The organism is Microbacterium sp. che218 (assembly GCF_040436305.1).
GTDB classification, from domain to species: domain Bacteria; phylum Actinomycetota; class Actinomycetes; order Actinomycetales; family Microbacteriaceae; genus Microbacterium; species Microbacterium algihabitans.
The window spans coordinates 1,160,901-1,178,037 of record NZ_AP031501.1; the positions used below are offsets into that span (position 1 = coordinate 1,160,901).

The 17,137-nt window shown below is 68.6% G+C and carries 16 protein-coding genes; 4 read left to right on the forward strand and 12 right to left on the reverse strand.

All coding sequences use genetic code 11. From position 1 onward, the window contains the following. Nucleotides 1–18 precede the first annotated feature (18 nt). Complete coding sequence (locus ABXS86_RS05490; protein WP_144828511.1) at nucleotides 19–984, reverse strand: sugar-binding transcriptional regulator; 966 nt, start codon at nucleotides 982–984, stop codon at nucleotides 19–21. Between the two features lie 112 nt (nucleotides 985–1,096). Between ABXS86_RS05490 and ABXS86_RS05495 the strand changes: the two genes are divergently transcribed. The 3 genes from ABXS86_RS05495 to glpK all read left to right on the forward strand — a co-directional run bounded on the left by ABXS86_RS05495 (nucleotide 1,097) and on the right by glpK (nucleotide 5,280). Continuing rightward, on the forward strand, nucleotides 1,097–2,815 hold the full coding sequence (locus ABXS86_RS05495) for a glycerol-3-phosphate dehydrogenase/oxidase (protein ID WP_144828514.1): 1,719 nt from the start codon (nucleotides 1,097–1,099) through the stop codon (nucleotides 2,813–2,815). Nucleotides 2,816–2,935: 120 nt separating this feature from the next. Beyond that, nucleotides 2,936–3,691, forward strand: coding sequence for an MIP/aquaporin family protein (locus ABXS86_RS05500; protein ID WP_353665876.1), 756 nt, complete (start codon nucleotides 2,936–2,938; stop codon nucleotides 3,689–3,691). 77 nt (nucleotides 3,692–3,768) lie between these two features. Beyond that, complete coding sequence (glpK, locus tag ABXS86_RS05505; protein ID WP_353665877.1) at nucleotides 3,769–5,280, forward strand: glycerol kinase GlpK; 1,512 nt, start codon at nucleotides 3,769–3,771, stop codon at nucleotides 5,278–5,280. 196 nt (nucleotides 5,281–5,476) lie between these two features. Here glpK and ABXS86_RS05510 read toward each other — a convergent pair whose 3' ends face one another. Both ABXS86_RS05510 and ABXS86_RS05515 read right to left on the reverse strand, forming a co-directional pair. After that, a complete protein-coding gene (locus ABXS86_RS05510) occupies nucleotides 5,477–5,956 on the reverse strand; it encodes a hypothetical protein (RefSeq protein ID WP_251504148.1) in 480 nt (159 codons plus the stop codon). 15 nt (nucleotides 5,957–5,971) lie between these two features. Beyond that, on the reverse strand, nucleotides 5,972–6,442 hold the full coding sequence (locus ABXS86_RS05515; protein WP_353665878.1) for an OsmC family protein: 471 nt from the start codon (nucleotides 6,440–6,442) through the stop codon (nucleotides 5,972–5,974). A 135-nt stretch (nucleotides 6,443–6,577) separates the two neighbouring features. Between ABXS86_RS05515 and ABXS86_RS05520 the strand changes: the two genes are divergently transcribed. Next, complete coding sequence (locus ABXS86_RS05520; RefSeq protein ID WP_307209963.1) at nucleotides 6,578–7,561, forward strand: asparaginase; 984 nt, start codon at nucleotides 6,578–6,580, stop codon at nucleotides 7,559–7,561. 97 nt (nucleotides 7,562–7,658) lie between these two features. On the opposite strand, the gene ABXS86_RS05525 is transcribed toward ABXS86_RS05520, so the two are convergent. From ABXS86_RS05525 to atpA, 9 genes are all read right to left on the reverse strand, one after another. Beyond that, nucleotides 7,659–9,191: an APC family permease gene (locus ABXS86_RS05525; protein WP_353665879.1), complete on the reverse strand. Its 1,533-nt coding sequence runs from the start codon at nucleotides 9,189–9,191 to the stop codon at nucleotides 7,659–7,661. A 46-nt stretch (nucleotides 9,192–9,237) separates the two neighbouring features. Then, nucleotides 9,238–10,011, reverse strand: a complete 774-nt coding sequence (locus tag ABXS86_RS05530) for a PP2C family protein-serine/threonine phosphatase (protein ID WP_251504160.1) — start codon at nucleotides 10,009–10,011, stop codon at nucleotides 9,238–9,240. Nucleotides 10,012–10,142: 131 nt separating this feature from the next. After that, complete coding sequence (locus tag ABXS86_RS05535) at nucleotides 10,143–11,123, reverse strand: aldo/keto reductase (protein WP_353665880.1); 981 nt, start codon at nucleotides 11,121–11,123, stop codon at nucleotides 10,143–10,145. Nucleotides 11,124–11,199: 76 nt separating this feature from the next. Further along, on the reverse strand, nucleotides 11,200–11,904 hold the full coding sequence (locus ABXS86_RS05540) for a DUF5684 domain-containing protein (protein WP_353665881.1): 705 nt from the start codon (nucleotides 11,902–11,904) through the stop codon (nucleotides 11,200–11,202). Between the two features lie 107 nt (nucleotides 11,905–12,011). Further along, a complete protein-coding gene (locus tag ABXS86_RS05545) occupies nucleotides 12,012–12,761 on the reverse strand; it encodes a YaaA family protein (RefSeq protein WP_353665882.1) in 750 nt (249 codons plus the stop codon). Between the two features lie 71 nt (nucleotides 12,762–12,832). Next, nucleotides 12,833–13,093 (reverse strand): F0F1 ATP synthase subunit epsilon, encoded by a 261-nt coding sequence (locus tag ABXS86_RS05550; protein ID WP_056227136.1) that lies wholly within the window; start codon nucleotides 13,091–13,093, stop codon nucleotides 12,833–12,835. Nucleotide 13,094: 1 nt separating this feature from the next. Next, on the reverse strand, nucleotides 13,095–14,543 hold the full coding sequence (atpD, locus tag ABXS86_RS05555; protein WP_144828542.1) for a F0F1 ATP synthase subunit beta: 1,449 nt from the start codon (nucleotides 14,541–14,543) through the stop codon (nucleotides 13,095–13,097). A 22-nt stretch (nucleotides 14,544–14,565) separates the two neighbouring features. Further along, nucleotides 14,566–15,465, reverse strand: a complete 900-nt coding sequence (locus ABXS86_RS05560; RefSeq protein ID WP_251504175.1) for a F0F1 ATP synthase subunit gamma — start codon at nucleotides 15,463–15,465, stop codon at nucleotides 14,566–14,568. A 26-nt stretch (nucleotides 15,466–15,491) separates the two neighbouring features. Beyond that, nucleotides 15,492–17,123 carry a F0F1 ATP synthase subunit alpha gene (atpA, locus tag ABXS86_RS05565; RefSeq protein ID WP_144828548.1) on the reverse strand — a complete coding sequence of 544 codons (1,632 nt, stop codon included), beginning with the start codon at nucleotides 17,121–17,123 and terminating at the stop codon, nucleotides 15,492–15,494. Nucleotides 17,124–17,137 lie beyond the last annotated feature (14 nt).

Genomic DNA, 17,137 nt, shown 5'->3' on the forward strand with positions numbered 1-17,137 from the left:
CCCGTGGGTGCCCGCGGGTCAGCGGGTGACGGCGAGGAGCCGGCGCGCGAGGGACTCCTCGACGACGAGCTCGGTGATCAGTCCCGCGGCGAGCGCTCCGCGCAGTCCGTCGAGCTTCGACAGGCTCGACACGACGCAGAAGCGTCGCGGGATGCGCCGCACCGTGTCGAGGTCGGGTCCGCTGGAGCGCGCGTTGAGCTCGGGGATGTCGCTCGACCCGTCGGCACGGTAGAACACCGTCGCGCAGTCGCCGACCACGCCTTCGCGCTCGATGACCGCGCGGTCGCGCTCGTCGAAGTAGTCGCCGCTGTACACGTGCGAGGGGACGTCGGCGTGGGGCGAGCCGAGCCCGAACACGAACAGGCCGACGCGCTGCTGGATCTCGAGCACCGAGCGCACCGACCGTTCGCGCCACATGGCCTGCTTCGTGCGGGGGTCGTCGAAGAGCGCCGGCACCGGGAATTGGTGCACCGACGACGACCACGCCGCACCGAACTTCGACAGGATCTCGCCCGCGTAGGGGATGCCGGAGGTGCGCACGTTGGCGGCGCCGTTCATCTGCACGATGTGCGTGTCGTGCACGTCTTTCTGCGGCACGTGGCGCGCCATCGCCGACAGGGTCGAGCCCCACGCGACGCCGACCGTCATCGACGACTCCACCCGCTCGGCGAGGATCCGGGCGGCCGTCAGGGCCGTGCGCTCCAGGCGCTCGGCCTCGGAGGTGCGCGCGGGAGTGGGCACGATGTGCGCCGTGATGCCGAACCGGTCGGCGATGCGCTGGGCCATCTGACCGCGGGCGTCGTCGGGCGGGCTGATCGAGATGGTCACCAGTCCCACGTCGCGCGCGTGCTGGAGCAAACGCGACACCGATGAACGCGACACCCGCATCTCGTGCGCGATGGCGTCCATCGTGAGGTCTTGCATGTAGTAGAGCTGCGCCGCGCGCAGCGCGTCGCGGGAGCGCTCTTCGGCCTGTGTGGTCATGGTCTTCTCACCCGCATGAACACCATTGTGCACGTTTGTTCAAGGGGCTTGCAACAACGTGCAGACAAGCGCAATCTGGTCGGCGTACCAACTACGAAAGGTCGCAGTCGACATGTCGTCCCCTACTTCTTCGCTCCGCGCCGACGTCCAGGCGCTCCGTGACGCCGAAGACCTCGACGTTCTCATCATCGGTGGGGGCATCAACGGCCTCGCCACCCTCCGCGACCTCGCGCTCCAGGGCGTCAGCGTCGCCCTCGTGGAGCGGGGCGACTTCGTGTCGGGCGCCTCCTCGGCCTCCAGCCACATGGTGCACGGCGGCATCCGCTACCTCGAGAACGGCGAGTTCCGTCTCGTGAAAGAGGCGGTCACCGAGCGCAACGACCTGCTCAAGACGGCCCCCCACTACGTCAAGCCGCTCGAGACGACCATCCCGATCTACAAGACGTTCTCGGGAATCCTCTCGGCGCCCTTCCGCCTGCTCGTCACGCACGGCCGCGGCAAGCCCAACGAGCGCGGCGCTCTGCTGATCAAGGTGGGCCTCATCATGTACGACACCTTCTCGCGCGACGGTGGCTCGGTTCCCCGCCACACCTTCCTCGGCAAGAAGAAGTCGCTGCAGGCCCTCCCGCAGCTCAACCACGACCTGCGCTACACCGCGACCTACTTCGACGCGTCGATGCACGACCCCGAGCGCATCGCCCTCGACGTGCTGCGCGACGGCATCGAGGCCGGCGGCGGCCGCACCCAGGCCGTCAACTACGTCTCGGCCGTCGGCGCCGACGCCAACGGCGTCCGCGTGCGCGACGAGGTCTCCGGCGAGGAGTTCAGCGTCAAGGCGAAGGTCGTGCTCAACACGGCCGGCCCCTGGACCGACCTCGCCAACTCCGCCATGGGTCTCGACACCAAGTTCATGGGCGGCACCAAGGGCTCGCACATCGTGCTCGACAACCCCGAGCTGCTGGCCGCCACCGGCGGACGCGAGATCTTCTTCGAGCACTCCGACGGCCGCATCGTGCTGATCTACCCGCTCAAGGACCGCGTCCTCGTCGGCACCACCGACATCGACGCCGACCCTTCGAAGCCCGTGGTGTGCACCGACGACGAGATCGAGTACTTCTTCGACCTCATCGGCCACGTCTTCCCGAAGGTGGGCGTGGACCGCTCGCAGATCGTCTACACCTTCAGCGGCATCCGCCCCCTCCCCCGCCACGACGACACCGCGCCCGGCTTCGTCTCGCGCGACTACCGCATCGTCGAAGACGAGGTCGCCGGCGTTCCCGCGATGAGCCTGGTCGGCGGCAAGTGGACCACCTTCCGCGCCCTCGCCGAACACCTCAGCATGAAGACGCTGCAGAAGCTGCGTCGCCCGCACCGCGTGAGCACCCAGGGTCTCGCGATCGGTGGCGGCGCCGGCTTCCCCGCCACGCCCGAGCAGCGTCGCCGCTGGGTGTCCGCACGCACGAATGCGCACTCCGGCGAGATCGTCGAAGCCATGCTCGAGCGCTACGGCACGCGCGCCGACGCCATCCTCGCCGCGCTCCCCACGGAGCCCACGCCCGTCCCCGACGCGCCCGGCTACTACCGCGAGGAGCTCGCCTGGATCGCCGCGAACGAGCAGGTCGTGCACCTGATCGACGTGCTGCTGCGCCGTACGCACCTCGCCTTCGTCGGCGGCATGACCGAGCGGACCCTCCGCGAGGTCGCCGAGGCCGTCGCCGAGCCGCTCGGATGGGACTCCGCCCGCGTCGATGACGAGGTCGCCCGTTCGACGGAGATCCTGCGCTCCGCGCACCGCGTGGATCTGGCACAGGCCGGGGTCGCTCGAATCTGAGAGAACGTGCGGGCGCGCCGACTATTGTGCGCCCGCACGTGACCCATAGGTTCGGATCACCGAGCCGCATCACGCTCGAGCCGATGGAGGCCGAGCAGTAGGAGAAAGGTCGATGACGACATGCAAGATGTGAACCTGGGGCTGTACTTCCTCTCGGAGGTGGTCGGAACCGCGATGCTCATCGTCTTGGGCTGTGGTGTGGTGGCCAACGTGGCCCTCGCCAAGACCAAGGGCAACGGCGGCGGAACCCTGATGGTCAACTGGGGCTGGGGCCTGGCGGTGTTCGCCGGTGTCATCGTCTCCGCGTACTCCGGAGCACAGCTGAACCCCGCCGTGTCGATCGGCCTGCTGGTGGCCGGCAAGATCGGCATCGCGCAGTTCTTCGTGGCCGTGGCCGCGCAGCTGGTCGGTGCCATCATCGGTGCCGTGCTCGCCTGGGCCTCGTACAAGCAGCACTTCGACGACGAGCCCGACCCCGCCGCCAAGCTGGGCGTGTTCTCGACGGGCCCCGCGATCCGTTCGTACGGCTTCAACTTCCTCACCGAGGTCATCGCCACCTTCGTGCTGGTCTTCGTGATCTTCGGCTTCGGCGACTACGGCGTGGCCGACATCGGCGTCCCGGGCGGCATCGGCGGCCTCGCGGCCGTGCCCGTCGCCCTGCTCGTGGTCGGTATCGGTGCGAGCCTCGGTGGCCCCACCGGCTACGCGATCAACCCGGCCCGTGACCTCGGCCCGCGTATCGCGCACGCCATCCTCCCGATCAAGGGCAAGGGCTCCAGCGACTGGGGCTACGCCTGGGTGCCGGTCGCCGGCCCCCTCGTCGGTGGTCTGCTCGCGGGTCTGCTGGCCCCCGTGCTGCTCGGCCTCGGCACGTAACACCTCCGCGAGGGCGTCACCCGGCGCCCCCGCCTTCCCTCTCCACCTCTCACTGATTCAGACAAAGGAGTCCATCCATGGCTGACTACGTCCTCGCCATCGACCAGGGCACGACCTCGACGCGCGCGATGATCTTCGACAAGTCCGGGAGCGTCGTCTCCGTCGGGCAGAAGGAGCACGAGCAGATCTTCCCGCGCGCGGGATGGGTCGAGCACGACCCCGCCGAGATCTGGCGCAACACCCAGGAAGTGATCGGCCTGGCCCTCAGCCGCGCCGACATCACCCGCCACGACATCGCCGCCGTCGGCATCACCAACCAGCGCGAGACCGCGGTGGTCTGGGACAAGAACACCGGCAAGCCCGCGTACAACGCCATCGTCTGGCAGGACACGCGCACGCAGTCGATCGTGGACCGTCTCGCCGACGGCGACCCCGAGCGCTACAAGAGCATCGTCGGCCTGCCGCTGGCGACCTATTTCTCGGGCACCAAGATCGTGTGGATCCTCGAGAACGTCGACGGGGCCCGCGAGAAGGCCGAGGCCGGCGACCTCATCTTCGGCACCACCGACTCCTGGGTGCTGTGGAACCTCACCGGCGGCATCGACGGCGGCGTGCACGCCACCGACGTCACGAACGCCAGCCGCACGCTGTTCATGGACCTCGAGACCCTCGAGTGGCGCGACGACATCCTCGCCGACTTCGGCGTTCCGCGCTCGATGATGCCCGAGATCCGCTCTTCCTCCGAGGTGTACGGCACGGTCGAGTCGTCGTCGCTGCTGCGCGAGACGCCCATCGCCGGCATCCTGGGCGACCAGCAGGCCGCGACCTTCGGTCAGGCCGCCTTCGATCCGGGCGAGAGCAAGAACACCTACGGCACGGGCAATTTCCTCATCTTCCAGACGGGCGAAGAGATCGTCCACTCGAAGAACGGTCTGCTCACCACCCTCGGCTACAAGCTCGGCGACCAGCCCGCCCGTTACGCGCTCGAGGGCTCGATCGCGGTGACCGGTTCGCTGATCCAGTGGCTGCGCGACCAGCTCGGCATCATCTCCTCGGCCCCCGAGGTCGAGGCGCTGGCCAGCTCGGTCGACGACAACGGCGGCGTGTACTTCGTGCCGGCGTTCTCGGGCCTGTTCGCCCCGTACTGGCGTCCCGACGCCCGCGGCGCGATCGTCGGCATGACCCGTTACGTCAACAAGGGCCACATCGCGCGCGCTGCGCTCGAGGCGACGGCCTTCCAGACGCGCGAGGTGCTCGACGCGGTCAACGCCGACTCCGGTGTCGACCTGGCCGAGCTCAAGGTCGACGGCGGCATGACCGCCAACGACGCGCTGATGCAGTTCCAGGCCGACATCCTGGGCGTGCCGGTCGTGCGTCCGGTCGTCGCCGAGACCACCGCTCTGGGCGCCGCGTACGCCGCGGGCCTCGCGGTCGGCTTCTGGGACAACCTCGACGACCTGCGCGCCAACTGGCAGGAAGACAAGCGCTGGGAGCCGAACCTGGACGGCGGCGAGCGCGACCGCGAGCTGCGCCTGTGGAAGAAGGCCGTCACCAAGTCGATGGACTGGGTCGACGACGACGTGCTGTAAGCATCTCCGAACGAGACGGAACCCCGTCGGCATCGCGCCGGCGGGGTTCCGTCTTTCTTCGTGGGGGGCTGAGCCCGCCGAAGAGCCGAATGCAGCAGGAGGTCCCTGAGCCTGTCGAAGGGCCGCCCGCACCCGTCGCGAGGCCGCCCGTCGAAGGGGGTCCCTGAGCCTGTCGAAGGGCCGGATGCCGCCGTCGTCAGCGCTGCGGCTTGGGGAACGCCGCACGCACGGGGTCGGACTGCAGGTAGTCCGAGACGCCGATGAGCAGGATCGCGAAGAGGATCTGTTCGGTCACGACCCAGAAGGGATACAGCCCCGGGATCGCCGCGAGCACGAGGGCCACGATCGGGAAGATGCGACTGAACAGCTGCAGGCGCCGGAACGCCCAGTACCACCCGGCACGGGCGCGCCAGAGGAAGTAGAACAGCGTCGTCGTGATGGCGAGGACCACCAGGCACCGCATCCACACCGCGAAGCCGACGTCGTCGCCGTTCAGCGTCATCACCAGCGCGATGACGACCGTCGCGACGCCGAGCACGAATCCTGCGGCCAGCAGCAGCGTGATGGCCCGGAAGGCACGGCGCACCTTCGGGTCATCCGAGACGTCGACGCGGTGATCGGCCTGCCGCCCGCCGGCCAGGCGGTCGAGTCGGCGCAGGGTCGGTTCGAGCTGCATCCGCTCACTCTACGATCAGCCGATGGTGACCTCGGGCTCGTGGTGCACCGGGAAGTTGACGGAGTTGGCGATGAAGCACCACTCCCGCGCCTGCTTGTGCGCGGCGAGAGCCGCCTCGACCATCGACTCGTCGGCGACGCGCACGCGCGGGCGCAGCGTCACCTCAGTGAAGGCTCCCCCGCTGTTGCCGTCCTCCTGCAGGGTCCCCGAGGCGTCGTCCTCGTACCCGGTCACGACGACCCCCGTCGTGACGCACGCGTGCAGGTACGACAGCAGGTGGCATTCGCTGAGGGCGGCGAGCAGCAGCTCTTCGGGGTTCCACTTGGCGGGATCGCCGCGGAAGGGCTTGTCGGCGGATGCCGCGATGGCGGGCTTGCCGTCGACCTCGAGGGTCACGGCGCGGTCGTACTCGCGGTACCCGCTCGTGCCGGTGCCCCGGTCGCCGGTCCAGGTCGAGCGCAGGCGGTAGTGGTGCTCTCCGTTCATGCCTCCAGTCTGCCCCTCTCCGTCGCGTGCGTCGCCGGAATCCGCCGCTTCGAGGAGGCGGGAGGCGACGAATCCCGGCGACTCGCACCGGAGTCCACCCGGGGGCGGAGGGACCCTGCGCGATACGATGAAGGGATGCCCGCCACGCCCCCCGCCTCCGTCGAACTCGCCGTCGTCGATCGCAACGGATTCGTCGAATCACGCCACTTCGGCGTCGCCGTCGTGCTCGCTCCCGACGGCACCGAGAAGATCACCCTCGGCGACGCGTCGGCGCCGTTCCTCCCGCGATCGAGCATGAAGCCCCTGCAGGCGCTGGCGTGCCTGTCGGCCGGAGCCGATCTCGCCGACGAGCGGCTCGCGATCTCGATGGCGAGCCACTGCGGCACCGACCGCCACGCCGAGCTCGCCCGCGACATCCTGCAGTCGGCCGGTCTCACCGAAGACGACCTCGGCTGCCCCGCAGCGTGGCCCACCGACACCGCCTCGCGCGACGAGCTCGTGCGCGATCACGGCGCCCCGTCTCCCCTGCGCATGAACTGCTCGGGCAAGCACGCCGCGATGCTGCTCACGTGCGTCGCCAACGGCTGGTCGACGACCGACTACCTCGACCCGCAGCACCCGCTGCAGGTGCACATCCGCGAGGTGCTCGAGCGTCTCGTGGGCGAGCGCATGACGACCACCGCGATCGACGGCTGCGGCGCCCCCGTCTACGCGATGAGCATGGTCGGCCTCGCGCGCGCGATCCAGCGCATCGCGACCTCGTCGGAGCGCTCGCCCTTCGCCCTGCACCGCAGCGCCGGCGCTCTCGTGCGCGCCGTCAAGGACCACCCGTGGACCATCGACGGTCCGGGCCGCCCCGACACGATCGTCATCGAGCGCCTCGGGGTGTTCTCGAAGATGGGCGCCGAGGGCGTGCAGGTCATGACCGCGCCCGACGGCACGACCGTCGCGCTGAAGATGTTCGACGGCTCCAACCGCGCCGCGCACGCCGTGGCGCTCCGTCTCCTCGAGCGCGCCGGATCCCTGACCCCCGAGGCGGTCTCCGACACCCTCGCGCTGCTGCCGCTGACGGTGTCGGGCGGCGGAGGCGTGGTCGGCTCGATCCGCGCCGTCGTCTGAGCCCTGTCGCACCGCGCTTCGCGGGACGACCGCGAGCACGTGCACGGCCGCCGCACGGCATCCGCCCGCCCTCTCGGAGAGCGGATGCCGTGACGGCTCAGATTCCGCCGTCGACCGACCGCGGGTAGGCGATCGGCTCGTCGGGCACGAGCACCTCGGTCTCGCGGTTGAGGCTCTCGCCGCGGAAGAAGGGCCTCGACCCGGGGAAGGCGAACCACACGAGCATGAGAACGACGCCGATCGCGAGGGCGCCGATGCCCACGACGAAGGTGCCGCCGATACCCAGCAGCACGGTGTTGCCGTACTCGGGGTCGTACATGTCGATCGCCGACTGGACGAACGCGTAGGTCAGCATGAGCGCGCCCAGCAGCGGAAGGATGCCGCGGTAGATCAGGCTCTTCGCCGACGAGAAAAGCTCGCGGCGGTAGTACCAGACGCACGCGTACCCGGTCATGGCGTAGTAGAACGCGATCGCGAGCCCCAGCGACAGGATCGAGTCCTGCAGGATGTTGTCGCTGATGAGTGTCATGCCGATGTAGTACAGGCTCGCCACGATGCCCATGACGAGCGTCGAGAACGACGGCGTCTTGAACTGCGGATGCACCGTCTTGAACCGCTCGGGCAGCGCCTTGTACGCCGCCATCGCGAGGGTGCCACGGGCGGTGGGGAGGATCGTGGTCTGCGTCGACGAGACGGCCGAGATCAGCACGGCGACGATCAGCAGCCAGCCGAACGGGCCGAAGAGGCCGTCCTTGAGGGCGAGGAAGACGTCGTCGGCGTTGTCGGGGTTGGCCAGGCCCGCCCCGTCCTCGCCGACCCCGGCGTACATCATGGCGGCGACGGTGACGGTGACGTAGGTGCCGAGCAGGATCACCGTCGTCAGAAGCGCCGCCCGACCGGGGATGCGCTTGGGGTCTTTGGTCTCTTCGTTCAGCGCCAGGCACGTGTCCCAGCCCCAATAGATGAACAGCGCGAGCAGCACGGCCTCGGTGAAGCCGCTCCAGTCGGTGAACCCGAGCGGGTTGAACCAGGCGAAGTCGAAGGGGGTGGGGTTCGGAGCCGTGCCGTCGAAGAACTTCCACAGCGCCAGCACCACGAACAGGGCGAGCACGAGGTACTGCACCGCGAGCAGGACGTTCTGCAGCTTCTCGCCGATCTCGACACCGCGGTAGCTGACGTAGGTCATGGCCGCGATGAAGGCGACTCCGGTGGCGGTCACCAGCGGCACGTTCTCGGCGAGAGAGCCGTCGCCGATCAGCGACCACAGGTAGATGCCGGCGATCTGCGAGAGGTTGGCGAGCACGACCATGCCGGCCACGGCGACGCCCCACCCGCCCATCCAGCCGACCCACGGACCGAACGCCTTGGTCCCCCACGTGAACGTGGTGCCGCAGTCGGGGATCTCGTTGTTCAGCTCGCGATAGGCGAAGGCGATGAACAGCATCGGCACGAACGCGACGACGAAGGCGATCGGCGCTTGAGCGCCCACGGCCAACACGACGAATCCGAGGGTGGCGACGAGCGAGTACACGGGGGCGGTGGATGCCAGACCGATCACGGTCGAGCCCCACAGGCCCAGGGTGCCGGTGGCCAGGCCCTTGCCGGCCGTCCGTTCGGGTGCGGAGGTCATATGCCGAACGTAGAATCCGCGGCCAGCCGCGGTCAAGAGCGGATTCTCAGGAAGAGCGGCGCGCGACGTCGAGCACGACGATGGTGATGTTGTCGCGGCCGCCGTTCTCGAGCGCTGCGGCCATCATCGCCTCGACGGCCGCGGCGGGGTCGGCGTTGTTGTCGAGGAAGTGGCGGATGCCGAAGTCGGTGAGCTCTTTGGTCAGCCCGTCGGAGCAGATGACGAAGCGATCGCCGTCGAGCACGTCGAGGCGGAGGTAGTCGGGCTTCACGCTGTCGCTCGGACCCACCGCGCGCGTGATGACGTTGCCGTACGGGTGGTTCTCGGCCTCTTCGGGACTGAGACGCCCGGCGGCGATCAGCTCCTGCACGACCGAGTGGTCCGTCGTGACCTGCACGATCTCGCCGTCGCGCAGCAGGTACACCCGGGAGTCGCCGATGTTCAGCGTGACCCAGTGCGGCTCTTCGGTGTGCGTCTCGAGATAGAGACCGGTGAGCGTCGTGCCGGTTCCCTCGTCGGTGGTCTCGGGGTGGGCGACGATGTCTTTGACGGCGCGCGAGAGGGCCTTCTCGATGTTCTTCGTCGAGACGCTCTGGTTGTCGACGACCGCGCGAAGGCGGTCGACCGTGCTCGCGCTGGCGATCTCGCCGCCGAGATGCCCGCCCATGCCGTCGGCGACGACGAACAGGGGGTACTCCGCGAGGACCGCGTCTTGGTTGACTTCGCGGCGACGGCCGGTGTCGGTGCTGGCCGCCCACGACAGGTCGAGCGTCGCGCCGTCGAGAGAGACGGTACGCGTGTGGGTGGTCACCTCGGGCACGAACGATCCTCCGGTTGGCCGACAGCTTCGCCGGCGGAAACGCACGGCCCTGTCATCTTAGTCGACCAGGGCACGCGAACCGCGGATACGCGGGCGCGTGGCATGACGGATGCGGCATCCACCGTCGACGTTCACCCGGCCGCGGGGTCGGCGGGCAGGGGCAGGATCTCCTCGAGCTCGGCGATGTCGGCCGCGCTCGGTGTCCACGCGGTCGCCGCGGCGGCGTTCGCGCGGACCTGCTCGGGGCTCGTCGCGCCCGCGATGACGCTCGAGACGACCGGGTGCGCGAGGAACCATCCGAACGTGGCCTCGAGCATGCTGATCTCGCGCGCGTCGCAGAACGCCTGGTACCGCTCGAGCGCGTCCCACGGGGCGTCACGCCACAGGTGCGGGCGCTGACGCATGATGCGGCTGCCCTCGGGGCCACCCTCGCGCGTGAACTTGCCGGTCAGCAGACCGTTGTGCAGGGGGAAGAAGGGGAAGAACCCGAGCCCCCACCGCTCGGCGGCCGGGAGCACCTCGCGCTCCGCCGCGCGCGCCAGCAGGCTGTACTGGTTCTGCGCCGAGACGAAGCGCACTCCGGATGCCGCGTACTCGGCCTCGGCGATCTGCCACCCCGCGAAGTTGGAGTGGCCGACGTAGCGCACCTTGCCCTCGCGGACGAGATCCGCTAGGGCGTCGAGCGTCTCGTCGACGGGCGTGGAGGGATCGGGGGTGTGCAGCTGGTACAGGTCGATCCGGTCGGTGCGCAGGCGTCGCAGGGAGTCCTCCACCGCCCGACGGATGTGCGTGCGCGAGCCCTTCGCGCCGCCGGCGACGGGCGGGGCGAAATCGGCGTGCCCGAACTTTGTCGCGAGGACGACCTCGTCACGGCGACCCTCGAGCGCCTCCCCCATCAATGTCTCGGACAGGCCAAACTCGCGGCCATACATGTCGGCCGTGTCGAGGAACGTGACTCCCGCGTCGATCGCCGCGTCGAGCACCGCGCGCGTTCCCTCGAGCGTTTCGGTGGCGGTTCCCGCTCGTCCGAAGTTGTTGCACCCGAGTCCGATCGCCGAGACGCGGAGTCCGGAGCGGCCGACGGGACGGAGGGGCAGGTCTGCGGGGGTCATCCCTCCACGCTAGCGGCGGGAACGGCGAAGGGCTCCCCGCGGGTGCGAGGAGCCCTTCGTGAACGAGGCCGGTGGGTCAGACCACGGGTCCGGCCGGCGGGGGCGGGGGCGTGGTGCCCGTCGCCGGCGGCGGCGGAGTCGTGCCGGTGGCCGGCGGGTTGTACGACTGCGGGGCGGGCGGCGGCGGCGTGCTGCCGTAGCCGGGAGCGCCGTAGCCGGAGCCGCCGACGCCCGGGCCGCCGTTGCCGGAGACCTGCTGGGTCGGCTGCACGGGGATCCCGTTCCACACCGTCTTGTCGGCGAGGAAGGAGTTGGCCCAGGGGGCGGGGCGAATGGCGGGGTTCCACGGGTTGCTGCCGAACGCGAGGATCGCGAGGAAGATCCACTGCCCAAGGGGGCCGAGGATGAACAGCAGCAGGATCGGCCACTCACGACCGAACTTCGCGTTGACGCGGTACGACACCATGATCAGCGCGACGACGATCGCGATGCCGGCCAGGAAGTTCAGGATCGGAATCGCCGCCGCCACGACCAGGGCCAGGATGACCCACGGCGAGAGGTCGCCCAGCTTGGCGAAGACCATGTAGTTGTAGATCGGGACCCAGGCGCGCCACTTGCCCTGGACGCCTGCCTTGTCGAAGATGCGCATCAGCAGGAATGCACTGATGACGTACCCGGCGATGGAGAACAAGAAGATGAACAGGTAGACGATGCCGAGCAGAGCGGCTTCGGCTCCACTCGTCGTCCCGTAGTCGCTGTAGGCGAGATAAGAAGTGTTCACGAGGTTCCTCTCGTACGGAGTCGTGCGCGTCGCGCGGCACCGGCGGGGCTTTCCCGCGACTCACATGGTAGCGAAGCTGTGACTTTCCTGACAGGGGTCGGGCGATGTCATACAATCAGCGCGATCTCGCCGGCCCCCGCGTCCTGCAGCGCCCACCCTGCCGTTCGAGCCCACTCGCGGAAAGCCCCAAGGCTCTCGATGCGAGGCCGGGTCAGCGCCAGGGACCGCACGAGGTCGCCCTTCGCGTGCTTGTTGAAGTGGTTGAGCGCTCGCACGGCGCCACCCTCGCCGGGGGTGACCACGCGCACGTACACCGAGGGGACCTCGGGCGGCACCGGCCCGAGAGCGGCATAGGCCTCCGACCGCAGGTCGAGCACGAAGTCGGGCCGCAGCGCTGCGAGGGCGTCGCTCACCGCGCCCGCCCACACGCGTCGCAGCGGGGGAAGCCCCGGGATCGACGTTCCCGCGGCCAGTCGATAGGCCGGGATCCCATCGAGCGCCCCAACCGGTCCGAAGGGCGCCGAGTGGATCATGACGTGCTCCCCCAGCCATGCGCGGGCGTCGGCATCGAGGCCGGCGGCATCCAGGGCATCGAAGAGGACGCCCGTGTACCGATCGATCGCCGGCATGGTCGCGGCGGTCCGCAGCGCCGCGTCGTCGGCGACCTCGTGCCGACGCTTCTCGCTGAGCTTCAGCACCCGCGCGGCGAGGTCCTCGTCGGCCGCCAGGGCCACGAGCGCGTCGACCACCGTGTCGCGGGGGCCGCGCAACGTCGGCAGGGCCAGCCCCTCGAGGTCGAGAGCCAGGCCCTCACCGCCGGGGCGCTTCGTCTCGGACGGGGGAAGCAGGACGAGCATAGGTTCTCCGGAGAAACAGCGACGCGCGCCGCCCGGAGAACCGGGCGACGCGCGTCAGCGATGAAGCGGCGTCAGGAGACGAGAGCGGCGTTTCCGGCGACGATGGTGAGTTCGTCGTCGGCCATCGACAGGAATCCGTCCTCGGCGTTGGCCAGGATCTTCGTGCCGTCGGTGCGGGTGATGCGCACCTCGCCCTGGGCGAGGATCGCCAGCACCGGCTCATGCCCCTGCATGAAGCCGATCTCACCCTCGACGGTCTTGGCGACGACCAGCGTCGCCTCCCCCGTCCACACCTCGGCGTCTGCCGACACCAGGCTCACGCGCAACGACATGTCAGCCGTTCTCCTTCTGGATCTGCGCCCACTTGGCCTCGACGTCGTTGATGCCGCCGACGTTGAAGAACGCCTGCTCGGCGACGTGGTCGAAGTCACCCTTGACGATCGCGTCGAACGACTCGATGGTCTCCTTGATCGGGACGGTGGAGCCCTCGACGCCGGTGAACTTCTTGGCCATGTACGTGTTCTGCGAGAGGAACTGCTGGATGCGACGTGCGCGCGACACGACGATCTTGTCCTCTTCCGAGAGCTCGTCGACACCGAGGATCGCGATGATCTCCTGCAGTTCCTTGTTCTTCTGGAGGATCTGCTTCACGTCGGTGGCGACGCGGTAGTGGTCGGCACCGATGTAACGCGGGTCGAGGATGCGGCTCGTCGAGGTCAGCGGGTCGATGGCCGGGTACAGACCCTTCGACGCGATCTCACGCGACAGCTCGGTGGTGGCGTCGAGGTGCGCGAACGTCGTCGCGGGGGCCGGGTCGGTGTAGTCGTCGGCGGGCACGTAGATCGCCTGCAGCGAGGTGATCGAGTGGCCACGCGTCGAGGTGATGCGCTCCTGGAGCACACCCATCTCGTCGGCGAGGTTCGGCTGGTAACCCACGGCGGAGGGCATGCGGCCGAGAAGCGTCGAGACCTCGGAACCGGCCTGCGTGAAGCGGAAGATGTTGTCGATGAACAACAGCACGTCCTGCTTCTGCACGTCGCGGAAGTACTCCGCCATCGTCAGGGCCGAGAGGGCCACGCGCAGACGCGTTCCCGGCGGCTCGTCCATCTGGCCGAATACGAGGGCCGTCTTGTCGAAGACACCCGCCTCTTCCATTTCGCCGATGAGGTCGTTGCCCTCACGGGTGCGCTCGCCGACACCGGCGAACACCGACACACCACCGTGGTCCTGCGCGACGCGCTGGATCATCTCCTGGATAAGGACGGTCTTGCCGACACCGGCGCCACCGAACAGACCGATCTTTCCACCCTGCACGTAGGGGGTCAGGAGGTCGATCGACTTGATGCCGGTCTCGAACATCTCGGTCTTCGACTCGAGCTGGTCGAAGCTCGGCGCCTTGCGGTGGATGCCCCAGCGCTCGGTGACCTCGATCGTCTCGCCGGGGGCGCCGTTGAGCACCTCGCCGGTCACGTCGAAGACCTTGCCCTTGGTCACGTCGCCGACGGGCACCGAGATGGGGCCGCCGGTGTCGCGCACTTCCTGGCCGCGGACCATGCCGTCGGTGGGCTTGAGCGAGATGGCGCGGACGAGGTCGTCACCGAGGTGCTGGGCGACCTCGAGGGTGATCTCGGTCGACTGGTCACCGATGGTGATCGTGGTCTTCAGCGCGTTGTAGATCTCGGGGATCGCGTCATGCGGGAACTCGATGTCGACGACCGGGCCGGTGACGCGCGCGACGCGTCCGACGACGGCCGCGTCGGTCTTCTCGGCGGTGAGGCTCATGGCTTCTTCTCTCCTTGGGAACTTACTTGCCGGATGCCAGGGCATCGGCGCCGCCGACGATCTCGGCGATCTGCTGCGTGATCTCCGCCTGACGCGCGTTGTTGCGCAGGCGGGTGTAGTCGGTGATGAGCTTGTCGGCGTTGTCGCTGGCCGACTTCATCGCCTTCTGCGTCGCGGCGTGCTTTGCCGCCGACGACTGCAGAAGGGCGTTGAAGATACGGCTCTGCACGTATACCGGCAGGAGCGCATCGAGCACGGTCTCGGCGTCCGGCTCGAACTCGTAGAGCGGGTAGACCTCGGCCTGAGCCGGCGCCTCGTCCGCCTCGAGGACCTCGAGCGGGAGCAGGCGCACCGATTCGGGCGACTGCGTCATCATGCTCACGAAGCGGTTGTACACGAGGTGGATCTCGTCGACACCGTCGTTGTCGCCGCCGGCCCGGTAGGCCTTCAGCACGGCATCCGAGATCGCCTCCGCCGTCGAGAACTGCGGAGTATCGGTGTCGCCGACCCACTGCTCGATGCTCGGCATGCGACGGAACTGGAAGTACCCGACGGCCTTGCGACCGACCAGGTAGAAGACGACCTCTTTGCCCTGCGACCGCAGCAGCTCGGCCAGCTCGAGAGCCTCACGGAGGATCTGCGAGTTGAACGCGCCGGCGAGGCCGCGGTCGGAGGTGAAGACCACGAGGGCCGAACGGCGGATGTTCTCGCGCTCGGTCGTCAGCGGGTGATCGACCGAGGAGTGCGTGGCCACCGCGGAGACGGCGCTCGTGACGGCTCGCGCGAAGGGAGATGCCGCACGCACACGCGCCATCGCCTTCTGAATGCGCGACGCCGCGATGAGCTCCATCGCCTTCGTGATCTTCTTGGTCGTCTGAGCAGAAGAGATCTTCTGCTTGTAGACCCGCAGTTGTGCGCCCATGATTTACGTCCTCGTGTCGTCGCTACTCAGCGACGGCCCTTGACGATTCGCTCCTGATTGACGTCTTCGGCTTCGGCGGCGTCGACCTTCTCGGCACCGACGACGCTGGTGTCCTGACCCGGCTGGAACTCCTTCGAGAAGGCATCGACGTGCTTCTCGAGCTCGGCGAGCGTGTCGTCACCGAGCACGTTGGTCTCGCGCAGGGTGTCGAGCACGGTCGAGTTGCGACGGAGGTAGTCGAGCAGCTCGCGCTCGAAGCGGAGCACGTCGGAGACCTCGACGGTGTCGAGCTTGCCGTTGGTTCCGGCCCAGATCGAGACGACCTGCTCCTCGACGGGGTACGGCGAGTACTGGGGCTGCTTGAGCAGCTCCGTCAGGCGCGCGCCACGGGCCAGCTGACGACGCGAAGCCGCGTCGAGGTCGCTCGCGAACATCGCGAAGGCCTCGAGCGAGCGGTACTGCGCGAGCTCGAGCTTCAGGGTTCCGGAGACCTTCTTGATCGACTTGACCTGAGCGTCACCACCCACGCGCGACACCGAGATACCCACGTCGACCGCGGGACGCTGGTTGGCGTTGAAGAGGTCGGACTGCAGGAAGATCTGGCCGTCGGTGATCGAGATCACGTTGGTCGGGATGTACGCCGAGACGTCGTTGGCCTTGGTCTCGATGATGGGCAGGCCCGTCATCGAACCGGCACCGAGCTCGTCGGACAGCTTCGCGCAACGCTCGAGCAGACGCGAGTGCAGGTAGAAGACGTCGCCGGGGTACGCCTCGCGGCCCGGCGGGCGGCGCAGCAGAAGCGAAACGGCACGGTAGGCCTCGGCCTGCTTCGACAGGTCGTCGAAGATGATCAGGACGTGCTTGCCGCCGTACATCCAGTGCTGGCCGATGGCCGAACCGGTGTAAGGGGCGAGGTACTTGAAGCCGGCGGGGTCGGAGGCGGGGGCCGCGACGATGGTGGTGTACTCCATCGCACCGGCGTCCTCGAGCGCGCCCTTCACCGAAGCGATGGTCGAGCCCTTCTGACCGATGGCGACGTAGATGCAGCGCACCTGCTTGTCGACGTCGCCCGACTCCCAGTTAGCCTTCTGGTTGATGATCGTGTCGATCGCGATGGCGGTCTTACCGGTCTGGCGGTCGCCGATGATGAGCTGACGCTGGCCGCGGCCGACGGGGATCATGGCGTCGATGGCCTTGATGCCGGTCTGGAGGGGCTCGTGCACGCTCTTGCGCTGCATGACGCCGGGCGCCTGGAGCTCGAGGGCACGACGACCCTCGATCGCGATCTCGCCGAGACCGTCGATCGGGTTGCCGAGCGGGTCGACGACGCGGCCGAGGAAGCCGTCGCCGACGCCGACCGAGAGCACCTCGCCGGTGCGGGTGACGCTCTGGCCCTCTTCGATGCCGGAGAATTCGCCGAGCACGACGACACCGATCTCGTTCTCGTCGAGGTTCTGGGCGAGGCCCAGCGTGCCGTTCGCGAAGCGGATGAGCTCGTTGGCCATCACGCCCGGGAGGCCCTCGACGTGAGCGATGCCGTCGGCCGCGTCGACGACGGCGCCGACCTCGGTCGCCGCAGCGCCGGTGGGCTCGTAGGCGGTGACGAAGTCCTTCAGCGCGTCACGAATGACGTCGGGGCTGATAGAGAGATCTGCCATTGTCTTCCTTCGTT

Coding starts and splice junctions, on each gene's coding strand:
- ABXS86_RS05490 (WP_144828511.1), bottom strand. CDS start 984: ATGACCACACAGGCCGAAGAGCGCTCCCGCGACGCGCTGCGCGCGGCG.
- ABXS86_RS05495 (WP_144828514.1), top strand. CDS start 1,097: ATGTCGTCCCCTACTTCTTCGCTCCGCGCCGACGTCCAGGCGCTCCGT.
- ABXS86_RS05500 (WP_353665876.1), top strand. CDS start 2,936: ATGCAAGATGTGAACCTGGGGCTGTACTTCCTCTCGGAGGTGGTCGGA.
- glpK (WP_353665877.1), top strand. CDS start 3,769: ATGGCTGACTACGTCCTCGCCATCGACCAGGGCACGACCTCGACGCGC.
- ABXS86_RS05510 (WP_251504148.1), bottom strand. CDS start 5,956: ATGCAGCTCGAACCGACCCTGCGCCGACTCGACCGCCTGGCCGGCGGG.
- ABXS86_RS05515 (WP_353665878.1), bottom strand. CDS start 6,442: ATGAACGGAGAGCACCACTACCGCCTGCGCTCGACCTGGACCGGCGAC.
- ABXS86_RS05520 (WP_307209963.1), top strand. CDS start 6,578: ATGCCCGCCACGCCCCCCGCCTCCGTCGAACTCGCCGTCGTCGATCGC.
- ABXS86_RS05525 (WP_353665879.1), bottom strand. CDS start 9,191: ATGACCTCCGCACCCGAACGGACGGCCGGCAAGGGCCTGGCCACCGGC.
- ABXS86_RS05535 (WP_353665880.1), bottom strand. CDS start 11,123: ATGACCCCCGCAGACCTGCCCCTCCGTCCCGTCGGCCGCTCCGGACTC.
- ABXS86_RS05545 (WP_353665882.1), bottom strand. CDS start 12,761: ATGCTCGTCCTGCTTCCCCCGTCCGAGACGAAGCGCCCCGGCGGTGAG.
- ABXS86_RS05550 (WP_056227136.1), bottom strand. CDS start 13,093: ATGTCGTTGCGCGTGAGCCTGGTGTCGGCAGACGCCGAGGTGTGGACG.
- atpD (WP_144828542.1), bottom strand. CDS start 14,543: ATGAGCCTCACCGCCGAGAAGACCGACGCGGCCGTCGTCGGACGCGTC.
- ABXS86_RS05560 (WP_251504175.1), bottom strand. CDS start 15,465: ATGGGCGCACAACTGCGGGTCTACAAGCAGAAGATCTCTTCTGCTCAG.
- atpA (WP_144828548.1), bottom strand. CDS start 17,123: ATGGCAGATCTCTCTATCAGCCCCGACGTCATTCGTGACGCGCTGAAG.